This is a genomic window from Streptomyces sp. NPDC051136 (assembly GCF_044455745.1).
GTDB lineage: Bacteria > Actinomycetota > Actinomycetes > Streptomycetales > Streptomycetaceae > Streptomyces.
Genome location: NZ_JBITFE010000003.1, coordinates 539,541 through 560,320, shown reverse-complemented (window position 1 = coordinate 560,320; position 20,780 = coordinate 539,541). Strand labels below are relative to the sequence as shown.

The following is a 20,780-nucleotide window of genomic DNA, read 5'->3' as shown; positions in this document are numbered from 1 at the left end:
CAGAACGCCCGGTGCCGTCACGGCAGCGGCACCCCGCGCTGTGACAGCCACGGCACCGGATCCAGCGCCGAGCCCGTCTCCGGGGTGACCCGTACCTCGAAGTGCAGGTGGGGTCCGGTGGAGTTGCCGGTGCTGCCGGACTGACCGATCCACTGCCCGGCCTCGACCCGGTCGCCCTGGTCGACGGCCACGGCGGCGAGGTGGGCGTACTGCGTGTAGTAACCGTCCGCGTGCTGGACGACGAGCTGGATGCCGAAGGCTCCGCCACAGGACACCTTCAGAACCCGGCCCGTGCCGACCGAGCGGACCGGTGTCCCGACCGGCACCGCGAAGTCCTGGCCGGTGTGCCGGTTCGCCCACCTCGATCCGCCGCTGCCGAAGGACGCCGACAGCTCGTAGGTCTCGACGGGTGCCACCCAGGACGCTCCGACGCCGACGTCCTGCTGGTCCAGGCGGACCGCCCCGGGGCACGCCCCGGCCGCGACGGAGGAGTCGGCCTGTCCCTCCAGTCGTGACCGCGCCGCCTCCAGCCGGTTCTCGATCTTCTTCTTCAGCTCCACCAGGTCGGTGTTGCGCTTTTCGAGCACCTGCCAGGCAGCCTGCGCCTTGGCCTCGTCGGCGGCGAACCGGGCCTCGGCCCGCAGGTTCCGGCCGATGGCCCGGTCGACGGCCAGATTCGCTCGCGCGACCGCCCGCTGACCGCGCATCAGCCCGTCGGGATCGTCGGCGAGCAGCATGCGGGCGGTGAGCGGGAGCCCACCGCCGTCGCGGTACTGGGCGCGGGCGATGCGACCCAGGTCCTCGTGCATGGCGTCGATCTTCTGCCGCTGTCCGTCGAGCAACCGCTCGTAGTCCATGGCTCGTGCCCGTTGCGCCTCGGCGGCCCGCCGTCCCTCCTCGTACTGCCGGGTGGCCGTCGCCGCTTCCTCGTACAGTCGCGCCACCTGCGGGCCGAGTGCGGCCCCGGATCCGCCGTCCCCGTCCATGCCCTCGACGGGGCGGGCCGCGAGCAGCGGGAGTGCGCACAGCAGCACCGCAACGAGCAACGGAGACCGACGGGATGAGCGCATGTCAGCGATCGTGGACCGCCGCGGGGGCCGCGGTCTCGTTCGGGTCGCGCATGTGGGGGACCCGTTGCTGCACTCGGCTCAATGCCGCTGCTGCACACGGGTCAGCACCTGAGCGGCGGCGCTCAGTACGGGGCCTCCCACAGCACCGTCGCACCGGCGCCACCCGCCCCGATGCCCGGTCCGATCCGGCTGGCGCCGCCCACGGTCTCGGCGCGACGCTCCAGGTTGTGCAGGCCGCTGCGCCGCCCGCCCTCGGGGATGCCGACCCCGTCGTCCGCGACGGTCAGCCGCACGCCCGGCCGGCCGTCCGGCAGGGTCGCCGTCGCGTCCACGACCACCTCGATCCGGTCGGCGTGGGCGTGCCGGAAGGCGTTGGACAGGGTCTCGCGCAGCGCGGCGATGAGGTTCTTGCCGGTCAGGTCGCCGACGGCGGTGTCCACCGGCCCGACGAAGCGGTGCGCGGGCGTGAAGCCCAGCGGAACCGCGGCCATGGCGATCTCGCGCAGGACTCGGGTGCGCAGTCCCGTCGGCGCGTCGGCAGGCTGCTGGAGCGCGAAGATCGCGGAGCGGATCTCCTGGATGGTGACGTCGAGCTCGTCGACGGCCCCGGCGACCCCGGCGCGCACTTCGGGCACGACCGTTCCGCGCTGGGCGTTCTCCAGCATCATCCCGGTGGCGAACAGCCGCTGGATGACGAGATCGTGCAGGTCCCGGGCGATCCGGTCCCGGTCCTCGTACACGGCGAGCCGTTCCCGGTCGCGCTGGGCCTCGGCCATCGTGAGCGCCAGGGCCGCCTGCGAGGCGAACCGGTCGCCCAGCGCCCGCTCCGTCCTGGTGAACGGGCGTTCCCCCCGCGCACGGGGCATGACGAGACCCCCGAGGATGTTCCCGTCCCTGCTCAGCGGCAACAGCATGACCGGCCCGTAGGAACGCGCCGGTCCTGCCGCCAGGCGGGGGTCGGTGGCGGCGTCGTCCACGAACACGGGCCGCCCGGCGAGGAGTTCCGCCACGATGCCGTTCTCCGGCGGGATGACCGCTCCGAGGGCGTTCGTCGGGTGCGGCGCGTCGACGGCCACGATCTCCAGGCCGCCCCCGTCGGCGGGCAGCAGCACGATCCCCGCGGCCGCTCCGGACAGGCGGCGGGCCTGCTCGGCGACGATCTGCAGGGCGTCGTCGGTGTCGCCGCCGGCCAGCAGGGCGGTGGTGACGGCGACCGATCCGTCGATCCAGCGCTCCCGCTGCTGGGCGGCCTCGTGCAGTCGCGCGTTGCCGATGGCGATGCCGGCCTCCGTGGCCAGGACCCGGACCATGGCGAGGTCGTAGTCGCCGAAGGGCTCACCCCCGTGCTTGTCGGTCAGGTAGAGGTTGCCGAAGATCTCGCCCTGCACACGGATGGGTACTCCCAGGAAGCTGCGCATCGGGGGATGGTGCTCGGGGAAGCCGCACGCGCGAGGGTCCCGGGTCAGGTCGGTCAGCCGGACCGGCTCGGGATGGCTGATGAGCGCGCCGAGCAGTCCCTTGCGACCGTCGGGGAGGTGGCCGACCCGCCGGACGGTCGCCTCGTCGAGGCCGTGGTGCACGAAGTCGGCGAGGCCGTAACCGTCCTCGTCGACGACGCCGAGGGCCGCGTACCGGGCGTGTGCCAGGTCGGCGGCCGTCTCGCAGATCCGGTGCAGCGTGGAGTGCAGCTCCAGCCCGCTGCCGACGGACCGCATCGCGTCCAGCAGCTTCGGCACCCGCGCCAGTAGTTCGGCCGGGGCTTCCCGAGGGGACGGTGGGAAGCCGGGAGGTGGTGCTGGGGACATGCCCCGAGCCTAATGAGACCGTTTTGTTCAGGAAAGTCGGAATCCTGAAAAACTTCGAGAGACTGCCGGCCGACCGGTCACCGCGCCGCCACCAGCAGTTCCGCCGCCGCCTCCCGTCCGGCCATCTCCCGCAGCGGCCCCGGCACCGCGGCCAGCTCCGCGTACGGGCCGCGCTGTACGACCCGGCCCCGGTCCAGGACGATGACCTCGTCCACGGCCCGCAGCCCCGCGAGCCGGTGCGTGATCAGCAGGGTCGTACGGCCCTCGGTGGCGGCCAGCAGATCAGCGGTGAGCGCGTCGGCGGTCGGCAGGTCGAGGTGCTCGGCGGGCTCGTCGAGCACGAGGACGGGGAAGTCGGCGAGCAGCGCCCGGGCCAGGGCGAGCCGCTGACGCTGGCCACCGGACAGCCGGGCCCCGTGCTCACCGACCAGCGTGTCCAGACCGTCGGGCAGGGTCTCGGCCCACTCCAGCAGCCGGGCTCGCGCCAGCGCGTCCCGCAGCTCGTCCTCGGTGGCGTCCTTCCTGGCCAGCAGCAGGTTCTCGCGGACCGAGCTGTCGAAGAGGTGTGCGTCCTGGGCGCACAGCCCGACCAGCCGCCGTACGTCGTCGCCGGCCAGGGCGCGGGCGTCGACACCGGCGAGCGTGAAGGAGCCCGCGTCCGCGTCGAGGAAGCGCAGCAGGACGTGGGCCAGGGTCGTCTTGCCGGACCCGGACGGTCCGACCACGGCGACACGGCGTCCTTCCGCCAGCGTCAGGTCCAGCGCCGTCAGCGCGTCCCGGTCCTGCCCGGCGTGGCGCGCGGCCAGCCCCTTGAGCACCACCGGGAACGGCGAGGCGGGCGCCGGCCGCGGCACCTCCGGCTCGCGCACCGGCTCCGGGGCGTCGAGCACCTCGTGCACGCGCTCGGCGCTCCTGCGCACGCGCTGCCGGTACCGCACGGCGAGCGGCATCCCGAGCACGGCCTCGAAGGCGGCCAGCGGGGTGAGCACGACGACGGCCACGGCGACTCCGGCGAGCCGGCCGTCGGCGGCCGCCTGCACCCCGACGAGGGCGGCGCCCGCGACGGTCAGACCGGAGACGAGCGCGGTGAGTCCGTCACCCAGCGCCGTGGCGGTGGCGGCGCGCGAGGCGATCCGCGTGAGGGTGGCGTCGGCCTTCCGCGCCTCGGTGGTCCGCCCGGGCAGGGCTCCGGCGACGGTCAGCTCGGCGGTGCCGGTCAGCAGGTCCGTCACCCGGGTGGCGAGCACGCCCCGGGCGGGGGCGAGCCTGCGCTCGGCGCGGCGAGCCACGGTCGCCGTGACCAGCGGGACGCCGGCACCGGCCGCGAGCAGGCCGGCCGCGAGGACCAGGCCCGCCTCCGGCAGCAGCCAGGTCGTGAAGCCCACCGACGCGGCGGAGACGACGAGCGCGCTGCCGGCGGGCAGCAGCCAGCGCAGCCAGTAGTCCTGCAGGGCGTCGACGTCGGAGACGAGCCGGGACAGCAGGTCGCCCCGACGGCTGTGCCGCAGGCCCGCGGGCGCCAGCCGCTCCAGCCTCCGGTACACGGCGACCCGTGTGTCCGCCAGCATCCGCAGCACGGCGTCGTGCGACACGAGCCGCTCCGCGTAGCGGAACACGGCCCGCCCGATGCCGAAGGCGCGCGTGGCCGTCACCGCCACCATCAGGTACAGCACCGGCGGCTGCTCCGAAGCCCGCGAGATGAGGTAGCCGGAGGTCGCCATGAGACCCACGGCGCTGCCGAGCGCCAGACTGCCGAGCAGCAGGGCCAGACCGAGCCGCCCGCGCCGGGCGCCGGACAGGGCACGAACCCTGGCGAGGACACCGTGACGGGTGTCCGCGGCACGCCCGGCAGGCTCCGGGACCTCGAAGGAGACCGGGGCCGAGGGACGCGGGTTCCCTTCCACGGGGCCCGGCAGCCCGCGGGTGCCGCCGGACGCGGCGGCCGCTTCCGGCTCGTCCAGCCGCACCACCCGGTCGGCCACCTCCAGCAGCGCCGGGCGGTGGACGACCAGCAGGACCGTCCGCCCCGCCGACAGTCTGCGTACGGCGTCCACGACCTCGGCCTCGGTGGCCCCGTCCAGGGCCGCCGTCGGCTCGTCGAGCAGCAGCACCGGCCGGTCCGCGAGAAACGCCCGGGCCAGCGCGAGCCGCTGTCGCTGGCCGGCGGACAGCCCGGCCCCGCCCTCCCCGAGGACGGTCCCCGTGCCCTCGGGCAGCGCGTCCACGAACTCCAGCGCGCCCGCGTCCCGCAGTGCCCGCCGTACCGCGGCGTCGTCCGCGTCGGGCCGGGCCAGCCGTACGTTCTCGGCGATGGTGCCGGCGTACAGGTGGGGGTGCTGCGGCACCCAGGAGACGCGGGCGTGCCACTCGGCCACGTCGAGGGTGGCGAGGTCGGCTCCCCCGATCCGGAGGTGTCCCCGGGTGGGGGAGACGAATCCGAGGAGGGCGTGGAGAAGCGTCGACTTGCCCGCTCCGCTGGGGCCGACGAGCGCGACCGTCTCCCCGGGTTGAACCGTGAGGTTCACGCCCGTGACGGCGTCCGTGCCGCGTCCGGGGTAGCGGACCGTCACGTCCTCGAAGGTCAGGGAACCGTCCGCCGGAACCGGGCCGGTCCCCGACGCCGGTACGGGGCGTTCCAGCACCGAGAAGATGTCCTCGGCGGCGGCCAGTCCCTCGGCCGCCGCGTGGTACTGCGCCCCCACCTGTCGCAACGGCAGATAGGCCTCGGGCGCGAGGACCAGCACGACCAGGCCGTCGTACAGGGCCATGTCACCGTGGACCAGGCGCATCCCGATGGTGACGGCGACGAGCGCCACGGACAGCGTGGCCAGCAGCTCCAGTGCGAACGACGACAGGAAGGCGATCCGCAGCGTCCGCATGGTCGCCTGGCGGTACTCGCCGGTGATGCGTTTGATCGACTCGGCCTGTGCCCTGGCCCGGCCGAAGACCTTCAGCGTGGGCAGGCCGGCGACCACGTCGAGGAAGTGCCCGGACAGGCGGGACAGCAGGCGCCACTGGCGGTCCATCCTGGACTGGGTGGCCCAGCCGATCAGCATCATGAAGATCGGGATGAGCGGCAGGGTGCCGACGATGATGGCCGCCGAGACCCAGTCCTCGGTGACGATGCGGGCCAGTACGGCCACGGGCACGACCACCGCGAGGCCCAGCTGAGGCAGATAGCGCGAAAAGTAGTCGTCGAGGGCGTCGACCCCCCGGGTGGCCAGAGCGACCAGCGAGCCGGTGCGCTGACCGCTCAGCCAGCCGGGTCCGAGCGCGCCGGCACGGTCCAGCAGTCGGCCCCGCAGTTCCGACTTCACCGCCGCGCTCGCCCGGTGCGCTGCCAGTTCGGTGAGCCAGCCGACCAGGGCCCGACCGCAGGCCACGGCCACCAGCAGCAGCAGCGGAGTACGCAGACCGGTGACCGACGTGCCGTGCTGGAAGGCGCCCACCACCACCTCGGCGATCAGCATCGCCTGCGCGACGAGGAGGCCGGCCCCGACGGCGCCCAGGGCGACGACCGCCGCCAGGAAGAAGCGGGTGGCGCGCGCGTACCTCAGTAGACGTGGGTCGATGGGTTTCACGTGAAACAGGCCTCCCTGCCCCAGGGGTGCGTTTCACGTGAAACGCACCCCGACGGACTCAGTGCGCGGCGTCGGCGAGGTGCTGGGTGCCGATGCGCTTGCGGAACACCCAGTACGTCCAGCCCTGGTAGAGCAGGACGACCGGAGTGGCGATCACCGCCAGCCAGGTCATGATCTTCAGCGTGTAGGCACTGGACGAGGCGTTGGTGACGGTGAGGCTCCAGTCCGCGTTCAGCGTGGACGGCATGACGTTCGGGAAGAGTGTCAGGAAGAGCATCGCCACCGCGGCCACGATGGTGACGCCGGACAGCGCGAACGACCAGCCCTCTCGCCCGGCCTGGTTCGCCGTCAGCGCGGCGACCAGAGCGGCGACGGCCACCACGAGGGCGACCAGGCTCTTGGCGTCTCCGCTGTCGGCCTGCGTCCAGGTCAGGAAGGCCAGGGCCAGCACGGCCGCGACCAGGCCGACCCGCAGCGCCAGGGTCCGGGCGCGCTCACGGATCGCACCGACGGTCTTGAGCGCGGTGAACACCGTCCCGTGGAAGGTGAACAGCGTCAGCGTCACCAGGCCGCCGAGGAGGGCGTACGGGTTGAGCAGGTCCCAGAGCGAACCGACGTACTCCAGGTCACGGTCGATCTTCACCCCGTGGACGATGTTGCCGAAGGCGACGCCCCACAGGAACGCGGGGATCAGCGAGGTCCAGAAGATCGCGGTCTCCCAGTTGCGCTGCCACCTCTCCTCGGGCCGCTTCACGCGGTACTCGAAAGCGACTCCCCGGACGATCAGGCAGACCAGGATGACCAGCAGGGGCAGGTAGAACCCGGAGAAGAGGGTGGCGTACCACTCGGGGAAGGCGGCGAAGGTGGCACCACCGGCCGTGAGCAGCCAGACCTCGTTGCCGTCCCACACGGGGCCGATGGTGTTGATCAGCACCCGCTTCTCGGCGCGGTCGCGGGCCAGCAGCTTGGTGAGCACACCGACCCCGAAGTCGAAGCCCTCCAGGAAGAAGTAGCCGGTCCACAGGACGGCGATCAGGACGAACCAGACGTCGTGCAGTTCCATGACTGTGCAGCTCCCTCGGCCTAGTACGAGAAGGCCATCGGCTTGTCGGCGTCACTGCGATCGCCGCCGACCTTCGTGGGCGGATTGAGGTCGGCCTCGCTCAGCTCGGGCGGTCCCGCCTTCACGTACTTCGCGAGGAGCTTGACCTCGATGACGGCCAGGACGGCGTACAGCAGGGTGAAGACGGACATCGAGATGACGACCTCGGCGGTGGAGACGCCGGGGGAGACCGCGTCGCGGGTCTGCATCACGCCGTAGACCACCCAGGGCTGGCGGCCCATCTCCGTGAAGATCCAGCCCCACGAATTGGCGATCAGCGGGAACGCCATCGTCCACACCGCCAGCAGCCAGTACATCCGGGAGAGCCTCGACCCGAGCGGCTTCTTCAGCAGCACCAGACGCGGGACCTCGTCCTCCCCGGTCCGCAGCGCCGGTGGCAGCAGGAACCTCTTCCGTGTCAGCCACAGGCCCAGCAGACCCAGCGAGAAGGACGCCATGCCGAAGCCGATCATCCAGCGGAAGCCCCAGTAGGCGACGGGGACGATGGGCTTGTAGTCGCCGGGCCCGAACTTCTCCTGGAGCACCTTGTTGGTGTCGTGGATACCGGGCACGTAGGACTCGAAGTCGCTGTGCGCGAGGAAGGACAGCAGGCCGGGGATCTCCAGGGCGACCGTGTTGTGCCCCTTGTCCACGTCCCCGTAGGCGAAGACGGAGAACGGCGCGGGCTGCTCGCCGTCCCACAGGGCCTCGGCGGCGGCCATCTTCATCGGCTGCTGCTCGTACATGACCTTGCCGAGGGTGTCTCCGCTGACCGCGGTGAGCAGTCCGCCGACCGCCAGGGTCACCAGACCGAGCCGGAGCGAGGTCCGCATCACCGTGATGTGCCGCTTGCGCATCAGGTGGAAGGCGGCGATGCCGACCATGAAGGCGCCGCCCGTGAGGAAGGCCGCCGAGAAGCTGTGGAAGACCTGGTTGAGCGTGGTGTTCTGGGTGAGGACCTGCCAGAAGTCGGTGAGTTCGGCGCGGCCCTTCTCCTCGTTGATCCGGTAGCCGACGGGATGCTGCATCCAGGAGTTGGCCGCGAGGATGAAGTACGCGGACAGCAGGGTGCCGATCGAGACCATCCAGATGCAGGCCAGGTGGATCTTCTTGGGCAGCTTGTCCCAGCCGAAGATCCACAGACCGATGAAGGTGGACTCGAAGAAGAAGGCGATCAGCGCTTCGAAGGCGAGCGGAGCACCGAAGACGTCACCGACGAAGCGGGAGTAGTCCGACCAGTTCATGCCGAACTGGAACTCCTGCACGATGCCGGTGACGACACCCATCGCGATGTTGATCAGGAAGAGCTTGCCCCAGAACTTGGTCGCCTTGAGGTACTTCTCCTTCTCCGTGCGGACCCAGGCGGTCTGCAGTCCGGCCGTGAGGGCGGCCAGCGAGATCGTCAACGGGACGAACAGGAAGTGGTAGACGGTCGTGATGCCGAACTGCCATCGCGCCAGCGTCTCCGGCGCCAGAGCCATGTCCACGTCGTCACTCTCCTTACCCTCGCCACATCGCCGTGGTCAGCGGCGCTTTGAACGTGTTTGTCACACCCATCGCGGGCGCAACCGGGACACGCTTGTGAACGCGTTCACATTCACAAGCAATTATGACCTACTGCTTTTCGACACCGGAAGGGGGGTCCCCTGTGACGTCAACCCCTTGGCACGGCCTTCAACATATTGTTGAATCCACGGCATGCGGATACGGATCTCATGGCCTGCGGGACACCTCACCGCGGCACTCGACGACACCCCGACCACACAGATGCTGCTCAAGGCGCTGCCACTCACCGCCTCCGCCCACACCTGGGGCGAGGAGGTGTACTTCGACACGGGCATGTCCGTTCCACGTGAAACGGACGCCCGTCAGGTCGTCGAGCCGGGCACGGTCGCCTTCTGGACCGACGGGGACGCCCTGGCCCTCCCCTACGGCCCGACGCCCATCTCGCGGGGCGACGAGTGCCGCCTCGCGAGTCCGTGCAACGTCATGGGGCGTCTCGAAGGCGACCCGCGCCTCCTGGCTACGGTGCGCGACGGCGACCCGGTCCGCGTCGAACGCGTCGACGGCTGACCACGGCTCCTTGCCGGCCTACAGCTCCTTGCGGAACTCCGCCGACACCTTCAGGAAGATGTCGTTCGCCTCGCTCTCCCCGACCGTCACGCGTACGCCCTCACCCGCGAAGGGCCGGACGACCACGCCGGCCTGTTCGCAGGCGTTCGCGAAGGCGAGCGTGCGCTCCCCCAACCGCAGCCAGACGAAGTTGGCCTGGCTCTCCGGCACCGTCCAGCCCTGCGCACGCAGCGCGTCGGCCACCCGGGTGCGCTCGCACACCAGCGAGCCGACCCGCCCGATCAGCTCGTCCTCGGCGCGCAGCGAGGCGATCGCCGCCTCCTGGGCGATCTGACTGACGCCGAAGGGCACCGCCGTCTTGCGCAGCGCCGCAGCCACCGGTTCGTGCGCGATCGCGAACCCGACGCGCAGGCCGGCCAACCCGTAGGCCTTGGAGAAGGTGCGCAGCACGCAGACGTTGGGCCGCTCACGGTAGAACTCGACGCCGTCCGGGACCTCGGGGTCGCGGATGAACTCGCGGTAGGCCTCGTCCAGGACCACCAGCACATCGCTCGGCACCCGGTCCAGGAACCGCTCCAGTTCGGCCCGCCGTACCACCGTGCCCGTCGGGTTGTTGGGGTTGCAGACGAAGATCAGCCGGGTCCGGTCGGTGATCGCGTCCGCCATCGCGTCCAGGTCGTGCACCTCGCCCGGCGTCAGCGGCACCTGTACGGACGTCGCACCGCTGATCTGCGTGATGATCGGGTACGCCTCGAAGGAGCGCCAGGCGTAGATCACCTCGTCGCCGGGGCCCGAGGTCGCCTGGATCAGCTGCTGGGCCACTCCGACCGAACCGGTGCCGGTGGCCAGATGGGACAGCGGCACGCCGAAGCGGTCCGACAGCTCGGCCATCAGCGCCGTGCAGGCCATGTCGGGGTACCGGTTGAAGGAGGAGGCAGCGGCCGTCACCGTCTCCATCACCCCCGGCAGGGGCGGATACGGGTTCTCGTTGGAGGACAGCTTGTAGGCCACCGGACCGTCGGCCGCGGCGGGCTTGCCCGGCCTGTAGGTGGGAATCCCCTCCAGCTCGGCGCGCAGCCTGGGGTTCTTCTCGCTCACCGCAGTCCTCCTCGTGACCACCACCGGCATCGAATACTCCTCACCTTAAGAGGATTCGCCGCCGCTGCGTATAGGTGGACCGGACCTCGTCCGGATGCGACCAGGCCTCGTCCGTCACACCGGTATCAGGGGCATCAGGGGCATCAGCACATGAAGGCGCACGATTCGGGGGGCGCGCCGTACATATATCTACGCGCCGGTGGCTCGCGCCGTGGCGCGCATCCCTCGTGCAGGTGAGTTGAGACCTCTTCGCAACATCCGCCACCCCGCAGGCCCTCACTGGTCAACGCGTCAGGTAATGGGGTGGGAGCCATCAACTAGCTTTCATTCCAAGGACGTTAGAGCTTAATGATCATGCAGAAACGTGACTGTCAACGCGTGCATATGCGTCCGCGCTACCCCACCCCATGAGCCCTACTATCGGCTCGCCATGACAGCAGCAGGGAAGCACCAGGTGAGCCGCGCGGAAACCTCACGTCGAGGCAGCCGGCCGGGTCGGGCGGGCATCAGGGACGTGGCCGCCGCCGCCGGAGTATCCATCACTACCGTCTCCGACGCCCTCAACGGCAAGGGCCGACTCCCGGATGCCACCCGGCGCCATGTGCGCGAGGTCGCCGACCGTCTGGGCTACCGGCCCTCGGCCGCCGCCCGCACGCTCCGCACCGGCAAGTCCGGACTGATCGGCCTGACCGTCACGACGTACGGGGATGAACCTTTCACCTTCACCGAGTTCGCGTACTTCGCGGAGATGGCGCGCGCCGCCACGTCCGCCGCGCTCGCCCGCGGGTATGCCCTCGTCATTCTCCCGGCGACCTCCCGTCACGACGTGTGGTCCAACGTCGCGCTCGACGGCACGGTCGTCATCGACCCCTCGGACCACGATCCGGTTGTCAGCGAACTGGTCCGGCAGGGACTGCCCGTCGTGTCCGACGGCCGCCCGGCCGGCTCGCTGCCGGTCACCGCCTGGGTCGACAACGATCACGAGGCGGCGGTGCTCGGCATCCTCGACCACCTCGCCGACGCCGGCGCCCGCAGGATCGGCCTGCTCACCGGCACCACGACCGACACGTACACCCACCTGTCGACCACCGCCTACCTGCGCTGGTGCGAGCGGGTCGGCCAGGATCCGGTCTACGAGGCCTACCCAGCGCACGATCCGTGCGCCGGAGCGGTCGCCGCCGACCGGCTGCTCGCCCGGCCCGACCGGCCCGACGCCGTCTACGGCCTGTTCGACCCGAACGGCACCGACCTGCTCGCCGCCGCCCGCCGGTACGGGCTGCGCGTCCCCGAGGACCTGCTGCTGGTCTGCTGCAGCGAGTCCACCGGCTACGCGAGTACCGAGCCGCCGATCACCACCCTGTCGCTCAAACCCCGCCGCATCGGCACCGCCGTGATCCAGGTCCTCATCGACGCGATCGAGGGGCTGCACTCCGACCAGCCGGTCGAGCAGGTGATACCGACCGAACTGATCGTGCGTACGTCGTCGCAGCGGCGGCCACCGCGTACGACGGTCAGCCCTCCGCGGTCGCCGGAGGGTGAGTAGGGGCGCCCGGTCCAGCGAAACGCGGCACGCGGCAGCCCGGCACCGGACGGGTGGGACGCGGATGCGCGAAGGCCGGCTCCGGGACCTTGGGACCCCGGGACCCCGGGCCCCCGGGACTCCGGGACTCCGGGACTCCGGGACTCCGGGACTCCGGGACTCCGGGATCCGGCACGAGTCCCGATCGCCAGGGTGCGAGAGGCGGGGAGCAGGACGCGAGGCCGGCGGCCGACAACGGCGCCGTGCGCTCGGGCCCGGTCGACGGAGGCACCCCGGGGCCGGCCGCGAACCGCGCATGTCGTGGCCCGACCGGAACGGCACGTACCGAAGGACGCCATGCACGAGGGGCGGCCTGCGCTCAGCGACGGCACGGCCGGAGTGACGGCACGGCGGAGTGACGGCCGAGACGGCGAAACAGGGCGGCGAAGGCCACACCCGACACGTCCGTCACGGCATCGGACCGTGGTGTCGGGCGGGCGAAGCCAGGCCCAAACGGGGCGAAAGCCGCGGCGAACCGGAGTCCTGTCCTGATTCACCACCCCTGGGTCATCACACAGCGCGATCCGCATTCCTATGATGGGCCCACACACCGCGGGCCGCTGCGACCAGGCAGTCCGAAGCGGTGCAGATGCGGCGCGATGGTGGAGGGGTCGATGACTCAGGGGGCCGGTCAGGGACCCGAGGTGGAGCGGACGGCGACGGTGCGCGACTTCCGGGTACCCGCGTACGTCCACGAGACCGCTCCGTACGCTGCCCCCGGCATGCACACGGGCGAGTCCGCCCCACCCTCCGAGGAGCGGCTCGAAGCGGCCATGCCCGAGGGCTACACGCCCACCCAGCGCGACCTGCCCGTCATCCGTCGGGGCGACACGGTCCAGGTCGCGGTCGATCCCGAGCCGATCACCGTGCAGCCGCCGGCCACCGGCCAGGGCCCCCTGTTCGTCGTCGGCGACGTGCACGGCTACCTCGACGAACTGTTGGCCGCTCTACGGGAGAAGGGCCTCGTCGACGACGCCGGCCAGTGGTGCGCGGGCACCTCCCGGCTGTGGTTCCTCGGCGACTTCACCGACCGTGGCCCGGACGGCATCGGCGTCATCGACCTGGTGATGCGGCTGTCCGCGGAGGCCGCCGCGGCCGGCGGCTACTGCAAGGCGCTGATGGGCAACCACGAGCTGCTGCTGCTCGGCGCCAAGCGGTTCGGCGACACCCCCGTCAACTCCGGCGCGGGCACCGCCACCTTCCAGGCCGCCTGGCTGCTGAACGGCGGGCAGAAGACCGACATGGACCGTCTCCAGGACCACCACCTGCAGTGGATGGCCCGTCTCGACGCCATGGAAGAGGTCGACGACCACCTGCTGGTCCACTCGGACGCCACCACCTACCTCGACTACGGCCGCTCCATCGAAGAGGTCAACGACACCGTCCGCGAGACGCTCACGCGCAACGACGCGGAAGAGGTGTGGGACCTGTTCCGCAAGCTCACCAAGCGCTTCTCCTTCCGGGACGAGGGTGGCGCCGACGCCGTGCGCTCACTGCTGGATACGTACGGCGGCACCCGGATCGTTCACGGCCACAGCCCCATCCCCTATCTGCTGGGTGAAGTCGGCTCCGAGGACGGCGAGGACGACACCCGCACGGTGGTCGAGGGACCGCACGTCTACGCGGACGGCCTGGCCATCGCGATGGACGGCGGCGTCACCATGGCCGGAAAGCTGCTGGTCCAGCAACTTCCGCTGGACGCCTGACCGTTCGTCCGTCGGGCTCCGGGGCTGCGCCGTCCGTACACAGCGGCACCCAATTTCCGGAAACCCCCTGTCACCCTCCACCGTCACCGCTCTACCATCGGCTTATCCGTAGCAGGCTCCCCTCCGTTTCTGCCCGACGGCTCGTTGGCATGCGAGCCCCAAGCCCTACGGAGCATCGGGGGATGCACATGAACAGCGTTCCGCAGCACCTGTCGAACGAGGACCGCCAAGAGTACGTGCGGATCCTCGACGAGGCGCTGCGCTCCGCACCACACCGCCCGGAGCTGGCCGCCGTCGGTCAGCGGCTCAACTCCGAACAACTGCGCACCATGGCCCTCAACGCCACCGCCCTCATCACGGCGGCGGCCACGACCGAGTACCAGCACTACGTGAAGGTCCGCGAGGAGCTGCGCCGCCCGGCGCCCGCGGACGCCGCGTCCGCCCCGCACGAACCCGGCTCCCAGGAGCAGGACTCGGGAGCGGTGGGGCTCGCCGCCACCGTGGGCGAGATGGCCGAGGCGACCGGGGCGGGGGCCGTCGCCGTCGTCGCCGTCCTGGCGCCGGTCCTGGCCGGCACCGCCGCGGCGATCTTCCTGCTGGTCGGATACATCCTGAGGATGCTCGACCCGGGGCAGGCCTTCGCCCGGACCATGCTCACCACAGGATGGGTGTTCGGCGCCGTCACCGCGGTGGCGATCCTGGTCGCCGCGGTGGGGCTCCTGCTCACCGCGCTGCGCAACCGTCCCTCCGCCGAGTCCGGTTTCTACACCGCGCGCGACGAGGAGGTGGCCCGGGCCAGGGCCGCATGGCACGAGGCTCTGCTGGAGCGCGGCATCCTGCCCTTCCTGCAGGAGGCACTCGCCGACCCGGGCGCGGCGGCCCTGGATCGAGCCGGTCCGGCTGCTCCGCGCAGCCGCATGCCGCACCTCGGCTACGGTCGCCCCGGTTTCACCAGCCCCGACGGCGGCCCCGACGCCGGTCCGCGTCCGAGTTACTCGAGCCCGGACTACAGCAGTCCGGACTTCGGCGGCCCGGATCACCGGCCCGAGTAGCCACCGGCACGGGCGGGCAGCGGTTCAGAGGATGCCCGCCCGGCCGGCGGCAGTGATCCAGGACGGGAACTCGGACAGCAGCCGGTCGTACAGCTCCGGGTCCGGTACGGTGCCGATGTCGTCGACGGCGAAGAAGCCCACGTTGTCGACGCGACGGCCCGGCAGGGTGTCGAACCGCTCCAGCACCCCGTAGTTGGAGCGACCGAGCCCCACGAACTGCCAGAAGACGGGTTCCTCCACGGCCTCCCGCAGCTCCCGCTCGATCTCGGCGTCGCGGTAGACACCGCCGTCGGAGAAGAACAGCACCAGCGTCGGGACCGGCGCCGGATGCTCCCGGACGAAGGCGCGGACCTCGGCGATCACCTTCTGCTCCTCGTTCTGGATGCCGACCGCCCGCATGTCCACCTGCTCGGGGTGCAGTCCCTTCTTCCTGCCCCGGCGGAACAGGCTGATCTCCCCCACCCGCACGTGCAGCCGCAGCCACTCGGGCAGCTCGCCCAGGCGCAGGTCGGGCAGCCGGGCCGGGTTCGAGGCGAAGGTCCACGCCTGCATCTCCCCGTCGTCGTCCAACTGCGCGGCGACGGCGGCCATCCGCTCCACCACGTCCGCGACGACACCCTTGGAGTAGAGGAACGACATGGAGCCGGAGGCGTCCAGGACGAGGACGACCCGCGCGGTGACCCCGGCCGCCCCGTGCTTGTTCAGGCTGACCGCGACCTGCTCCTTGCGCAGGGACAGCCGCTTGCGCATGTCCACGGGAAGACGGTCCTCGCCCTTGGTGAAACGAGGGCCGCCGGAAGCCGACGGCGCGGCCGACGGTACAGGCGGCGGTACGGGCGGCGGTACGGGGGGCCGCGACGGAACGGAGGGCGGTACGAGCGGGGCGGGTGGCGTCGGCGGCAGGGGAGCCGCCGCGGCCGGCGGGACGGAGGCCGGGGTCGGAGCGGAGGCCGCCGCCGGGGGAGCGTCGTCCACGGTGATGCCGAAGTCGGTGGCCAGCCCCGCGAGCCCGGCGGCGTACCCCTGCCCGACCGCGCGGAACTTCCACGCCCCCTGGCGCCGGTACAGCTCCCCTGCGACCAGCGCGGTCTCCGGCCCGGCGGTGATGTCGAACCGGGCCAGCTCGGTGCCCGTCCCGGCGTCCAGCAGTCGCAGCGACAGCCCGGGAACCCGGCCGAACGTCCCGCCGTCCGCCGAGGCGCACACGACGATGCGCTCGACGGCCCTCTCCACCGCGCGCAGGTTCACCTCGACGGCGTCGCCCGTGGTCCCCGCATCCGCGCCGGGGCCGCCGTACCTGCCCAGGTGCCGCACGGAGCCGGACGTGTGACGGGGCTGGTTGTAGAAGACGAAGTCCCCGTCGTCCCGCACCCGTCCGGCCGAGGTGAGCAGCAACGCGGAGGCGTCGACCTCGGGAACACCCGCCCCGGCGGACCACACCAGTGCGACGCGCACCGCGGGGGAGTCGACGGCGACGTTGGCACCCTTGCTCAGTGAGGTGGCTGTCATGCGTCCAGTCTGCCGAGCGGGACCCTCGACGGGGAGAGGGCCGACCCTGCCGTCTGCCCCCTCTCCGCGCCCGGGTATCAGTCCGCGATCGGCAGGTACACGCGGTTGCCCGCGGCCGCGAACTCCTTCGACTTCTGTTCCATGCCCTCCTCGATCTCGCCCCGGCTGCTCCCGTGCTCCCGGCGAATGTCCTGCGAGATCTTCATCGAGCAGAACTTGGGCCCGCACATCGAGCAGAAATGGGCCGTCTTCGCGGGCTCGGCCGGCAGCGTCTCGTCGTGGAACTCCCGTGCCGTGTCCGGGTCGAGGGCCAGGTTGAACTGGTCCTCCCACCGGAACTCGAACCGGGCGTCGGACAGCGCGTCGTCCCACTCCTGTGCACCTGGGTGACCCTTGGCGAGGTCGGCGGCATGGGCGGCGATCTTGTAGGTGATGACGCCGGTCTTGACGTCGTCACGGTTGGGCAGGCCCAGATGTTCCTTGGGCGTGACGTAGCAGAGCATGGCCGTGCCCCACCAGGCGATCATCGCGGCACCGATGCCGGAGGTGATGTGGTCGTACGCCGGCGCGACGTCCGTCGTCAGCGGGCCGAGCGTATAGAACGGAGCTTCATCGCAGATCTCCTGCTGAAGGTCGATGTTCTCCTTGATCTTGTGCATCGGGACATGTCCCGGGCCCTCGATCATGGTCTGTACGTTGCAACGCTTGGCGATCCGGTTGAGTTCCCCGAGGGTGCGCAACTCGGCGAACTGCGCTTCGTCGTTGGCGTCCGCGATCGACCCCGGACGCAGGCCGTCGCCGAGGGAGTACGTGACGTCGTACGCGGCGAGGATCTCGCAGAGTTCCTCGAAGTTCTCGTACAGGAAGGACTCCTTGTGGTGCGCCAGGCACCACGCCGCCATGATCGACCCGCCGCGCGAGACGATGCCGGTCTTGCGGTTCGCGGTCAGGGGTACGTACGGCAGGCGCACGCCCGCGTGGACCGTCATGTAGTCCACGCCCTGCTCGGCCTGTTCGATCACGGTGTCCTTGTAGATCTCCCAGGTCAGCTCCTCGGCGCGGCCGTCGACCTTCTCCAGGGCCTGGTAGAGCGGCACGGTCCCGATGGGGACGGGGGAGTTGCGCAGGACCCACTCTCGGGTGGTGTGGATGTTGCGGCCGGTGGAGAGGTCCATGACCGTGTCGGCGCCCCACCGGGTCGCCCAGGTCATCTTGTCGACCTCCTCCTCGATGGAGGAGGTGACCGCCGAGTTGCCGATGTTGGCGTTCACCTTCACCAGGAACCGCTTGCCGATGATCATCGGCTCGATCTCGGGGTGGTTGACGTTGGCGGGCAGTACGGCGCGTCCCGCGGCGATCTCCTCGCGGACCACTTCCGGCGACACGTTCTCCCGGACGGCCACGTACTCCATCTCCGGGGTGATCTCGCCCCGTCGTGCGTACGCGAGCTGCGTCACGGCGTTGCCGTCCCGGCCCCGGCGCGGCTGACGCGGGCGGCCCGGGAAGACGGCGTCGAGGTTGCGCAGGCCGCCGCGCGGCGACGTGTGCTTGATCCCGTCGTCCTCGGGACGTACGGGACGGCCCGCGTACTCCTCGGTGTCGCCGCGGGCGATGATCCAGTTCTCCCGCAGCGGCGCCAGTCCCCTGCGGACATCGGTGTCGACGAGTGGATCGGTGTACGGGCCCGAGGTGTCGTACAGCGTGACCGACTGCCCGTTGGTGAGGTGCACCTGACGGACCGGCACCCGCAGGTCGGGGCGCGAACCCTCGACATACGCCTTGTGCCAGCCGATGGACTTCCCGGCCTCCGTGGTCTCCACGGCGTCCTTCTGGACGGAGTTCTGCGTGGAGCTCTGTGCGGAGGCAGGCGTGCGTGCGTCCTTGATGGTCATGAGACCTACTCCCTACGCCGGCATTACCCGGTAACAGGTTCGGCGGTCGACGCAGCGGCTTCCGTCTGTCGACGCTTCGTGGGATACGTCACCCGGCTTCGGTGACGTTTCCCGTGAAACATCGCTGGGACGGAGGTCAGCGCCCTCTCAGCCCGGTGCTCCGAGCTCCCGCGTGTACAAAGGTGCCCCCACGCTAGCGCCCATTCGGGCGCGGTGAACAGAGGGCCCCCCTCGTTCTTGCGATGATCGGGCGGTGACCACACCGCAGCGACCCCCCTTTCCGCCGCGCCGGCCCCGCCGCGGACCGAACGCCGCAGAGGGCGACGGCCAGGCAACCGGGCCCGTCCCCGTCGTCACCCACGGTGCGAACGACGGCAGACAGGTCGCCGGTCAGGGGCACGGGCACGGGCAGGTGCATGGGCACGAGGCCGAGGACAGCGGCCACGGTGCTGGTGGACTTGGCGCGGGCGGTGGACACGGCGCGGGCGGTGGGCACGGGCACTCGCACGCGCACAGTCATGGACCCGCGGCGCCCGTCTCGCGGCACCTGCGCAAGGTCATCGCCGCGATCCTGATCCCCTTCGCCGCCGCCGTACTGGTCGGGCTCGCGGTGCTGTGGCCGGGCGGCGCACCGCCGCACGAGCGCACGGGGGTCGGTTTCGACCGGCAGACGCAGCAGGCCACCGTCACCAAGGTGGTCGCACTGAGCTGCCAGTCCGCCAACGCTTCGGGCGGCACCCCGACCGGCGACACGTCCACCGCCGAGGGTTCCTCGGCGGTGCAGCAGGCGAAGGGCGAGTGCAAACGGGCGACCGTCCGTGTCGACACCGGCGACGACAAGGGCCGTACGTTCGAGGAGATCGTGCAGCCTGACCAGACACGGCAGTTGCACGAGGGCCAGGAGGTGGTGGTCGCCTACGAGCCCTCCGCGCCCAAGGATCTTCAGTACTCGGTGACGGACGTCAACCGCCGCCTCCCCCTGGCGCTGCTCGCCGGCATCTTCGCGCTCGCCGTCGTGGCCGTCGGACGGATGCGCGGCCTCATGGCGCTCGTGTCGCTGGCCATCAGCTTCCTCCTGCTGAACTTCTTCATCCTGCCCGCCGTCCTCCAAGGCTCGAACCCCTTGGTCGTGGCGGTGATCGGCTCCAGCGCGATCATGCTGATCGCGCTGTACCTGTGCCACGGGCTGTCGGCCCGCACGTCGGTGGCGGTGCTGGGCACCCTGATCTCGCTGTTGCTGATCGGCGTGCTCGGCTCCCTGTTCATCGGCTGGGCCGCGCTCACCGGCAACACGGACGACAACACCGGCCTCATCCACGGCCTGTACCCGTCGATCGACATGAGCGGCCTGCTGCTGGCCGGGGTCATCATCGGATCGCTCGGCGTCCTCGACGACGTGACGGTCACCCAGACGTCCGCGGTCTGGGAGCTGCACGAAGCCAACCCGGCCATGGGCTGGCGCGGTCTGTACCGCGCGGGCATCCGCATCGGCCGCGACCACATCGCCTCGGTGGTGAACACGCTCGTCCTCGCCTACGCGGGCGCCGCGCTGCCCCTGCTGCTGCTGTTCTCGATCGCGCAGAGCGGGGTGGGGACCGTCGCCAACAGCGAGCTGGTCGCCGAGGAGATCGTGCGGACGCTGGTCGGCTCGATCGGCCTGGTGGCGTCCGTGCCGGTCACCACGGCCCTCGCCGCCCTGGTCGTCTCGGCGGACCGGCCGGCCCGGGCGGCGGGAGCGGTGGCGGGAGCGGGTGGTAGTGCCCCGGTGCGGGGCGGGCGGGGCCGTCGTCGAAAGCGCTGACCCGCCCGGCGAAGCGTTACGCCACCACCGCCGGGTGACGTAACGGTTCAGCCCGCGCTCTGCTCCTCGGCCAGGATGCGGTCCAGGGCCTCGTCGAGGTGACTGTCGAAGTCGGCGAGTGCCCCTTCCTGTCCCAGCGGCACCAGCTTGTCGGTGCGGTCGAGGAAGGCCACGAGGGGCGCGGCCGAGGAGCGGAACAGGGCTTGGTCGCTGCCGACCTGAAGCCGGATCAGCACCTCGGCCAGCGGTTCCGGATCGACCGGCGCGATGCGCACGTCCCCGTCACCGCACGGTCGGCCGACCCCGTCGACCAGCAACTCCCGGCCGAAGGCCCAGGTCACCGGCGCGTCACCGGGCAGATGGAAGGTCAGGCGCACGGCATAGGGATCATGGCTCTCGTAGCGCAGCTCCACCGGAATGCGGAAAGAGAGCTCCTCGGACACGAGAAAGCTCATCATGACCTCTGCCTGTACGGACTCGCCCATTCGCCTACCCCGTCATTCGCCGTCGAC

General features: G+C 71.1%; 14 protein-coding genes and 1 riboswitch. Of the genes, 5 read left to right on the top strand and 9 right to left on the bottom strand.

Going from position 1 to position 20,780, the window contains the following annotated elements:
* Positions 1 to 17: 17 nt before the first annotated feature.
* From ACIBCJ_RS11750 to ACIBCJ_RS11730, 5 genes are all read right to left on the bottom strand, one after another.
* Positions 18 to 1,070, bottom strand: a complete 1,053-nt coding sequence (locus ACIBCJ_RS11750; protein ID WP_365979517.1) for a M23 family metallopeptidase — start codon at positions 1,068 to 1,070, stop codon at positions 18 to 20.
* Positions 1,071 to 1,192: 122 nt separating this feature from the next.
* Positions 1,193 to 2,875: a GAF domain-containing protein gene (locus ACIBCJ_RS11745; RefSeq protein WP_365979516.1), complete on the bottom strand. Its 1,683-nt coding sequence runs from the start codon at positions 2,873 to 2,875 to the stop codon at positions 1,193 to 1,195.
* Positions 2,876 to 2,952: 77 nt separating this feature from the next.
* A complete protein-coding gene (cydD, locus tag ACIBCJ_RS11740) occupies positions 2,953 to 6,456 on the bottom strand; it encodes a thiol reductant ABC exporter subunit CydD (protein WP_365979515.1) in 3,504 nt (1,167 codons plus the stop codon).
* Between the two features lie 58 nt (positions 6,457 to 6,514).
* Positions 6,515 to 7,519, bottom strand: a complete 1,005-nt coding sequence (gene cydB, locus ACIBCJ_RS11735; protein ID WP_365979514.1) for a cytochrome d ubiquinol oxidase subunit II — start codon at positions 7,517 to 7,519, stop codon at positions 6,515 to 6,517.
* 20 nt (positions 7,520 to 7,539) lie between these two features.
* Positions 7,540 to 9,045, bottom strand: coding sequence for a cytochrome ubiquinol oxidase subunit I (locus tag ACIBCJ_RS11730; protein ID WP_362508361.1), 1,506 nt, complete (start codon positions 9,043 to 9,045; stop codon positions 7,540 to 7,542).
* 211 nt (positions 9,046 to 9,256) lie between these two features.
* On the opposite strand from ACIBCJ_RS11730, the gene ACIBCJ_RS11725 reads away from it, so the two are divergent.
* Positions 9,257 to 9,631, top strand: a complete 375-nt coding sequence (locus tag ACIBCJ_RS11725; protein ID WP_362100190.1) for a cyclophilin-like fold protein — start codon at positions 9,257 to 9,259, stop codon at positions 9,629 to 9,631.
* 18 nt (positions 9,632 to 9,649) lie between these two features.
* Here ACIBCJ_RS11725 and hisC read toward each other — a convergent pair whose 3' ends face one another.
* Positions 9,650 to 10,729: a histidinol-phosphate transaminase gene (gene hisC, locus ACIBCJ_RS11720; protein WP_362508358.1), complete on the bottom strand. Its 1,080-nt coding sequence runs from the start codon at positions 10,727 to 10,729 to the stop codon at positions 9,650 to 9,652.
* A gap of 430 nt (positions 10,730 to 11,159) precedes the next feature.
* Here hisC and ACIBCJ_RS11715 point away from each other — a divergent pair, with 430 nt between their 5' ends.
* From ACIBCJ_RS11715 to ACIBCJ_RS11705, 3 genes are all read left to right on the top strand, one after another.
* Positions 11,160 to 12,272, top strand: coding sequence for a LacI family DNA-binding transcriptional regulator (locus ACIBCJ_RS11715; RefSeq protein WP_362508355.1), 1,113 nt, complete (start codon positions 11,160 to 11,162; stop codon positions 12,270 to 12,272).
* A gap of 635 nt (positions 12,273 to 12,907) precedes the next feature.
* On the top strand, positions 12,908 to 14,014 hold the full coding sequence (gene sppA / locus ACIBCJ_RS11710) for a Ser/Thr/Tyr protein phosphatase SppA (RefSeq protein WP_365979513.1): 1,107 nt from the start codon (positions 12,908 to 12,910) through the stop codon (positions 14,012 to 14,014).
* Positions 14,015 to 14,196: 182 nt separating this feature from the next.
* The gene (locus ACIBCJ_RS11705; RefSeq protein ID WP_362100201.1) at positions 14,197 to 15,066 is read left to right on the top strand and encodes a hypothetical protein; all 870 of its coding nucleotides are present in this window, start codon (positions 14,197 to 14,199) and stop codon (positions 15,064 to 15,066) included.
* Positions 15,067 to 15,090: 24 nt separating this feature from the next.
* On the opposite strand, the gene ACIBCJ_RS11700 is transcribed toward ACIBCJ_RS11705, so the two are convergent.
* Together ACIBCJ_RS11700 and thiC are read right to left on the bottom strand one after the other, a co-directional pair.
* Positions 15,091 to 16,575 carry a VWA domain-containing protein gene (locus ACIBCJ_RS11700; RefSeq protein WP_365979512.1) on the bottom strand — a complete coding sequence of 495 codons (1,485 nt, stop codon included), beginning with the start codon at positions 16,573 to 16,575 and terminating at the stop codon, positions 15,091 to 15,093.
* A gap of 77 nt (positions 16,576 to 16,652) precedes the next feature.
* Positions 16,653 to 18,467 carry a phosphomethylpyrimidine synthase ThiC gene (gene thiC / locus ACIBCJ_RS11695; RefSeq protein ID WP_362100207.1) on the bottom strand — a complete coding sequence of 605 codons (1,815 nt, stop codon included), beginning with the start codon at positions 18,465 to 18,467 and terminating at the stop codon, positions 16,653 to 16,655.
* A riboswitch (TPP riboswitch) is annotated at positions 18,460 to 18,649 on the bottom strand. Its footprint overlaps the gene before it by 8 nt.
* Positions 18,650 to 18,720: 71 nt before the next feature.
* On the opposite strand from thiC, the gene ACIBCJ_RS11690 reads away from it, so the two are divergent.
* Entirely contained in the window at positions 18,721 to 20,268 is a 1,548-nt protein-coding gene (locus ACIBCJ_RS11690; RefSeq protein ID WP_365979511.1) for a YibE/F family protein, read from the top strand.
* 47 nt (positions 20,269 to 20,315) lie between these two features.
* On the opposite strand, the gene ACIBCJ_RS11685 is transcribed toward ACIBCJ_RS11690, so the two are convergent.
* Positions 20,316 to 20,753, bottom strand: coding sequence for an SsgA family sporulation/cell division regulator (locus ACIBCJ_RS11685; RefSeq protein ID WP_133889975.1), 438 nt, complete (start codon positions 20,751 to 20,753; stop codon positions 20,316 to 20,318).
* Positions 20,754 to 20,780 lie beyond the last annotated feature (27 nt).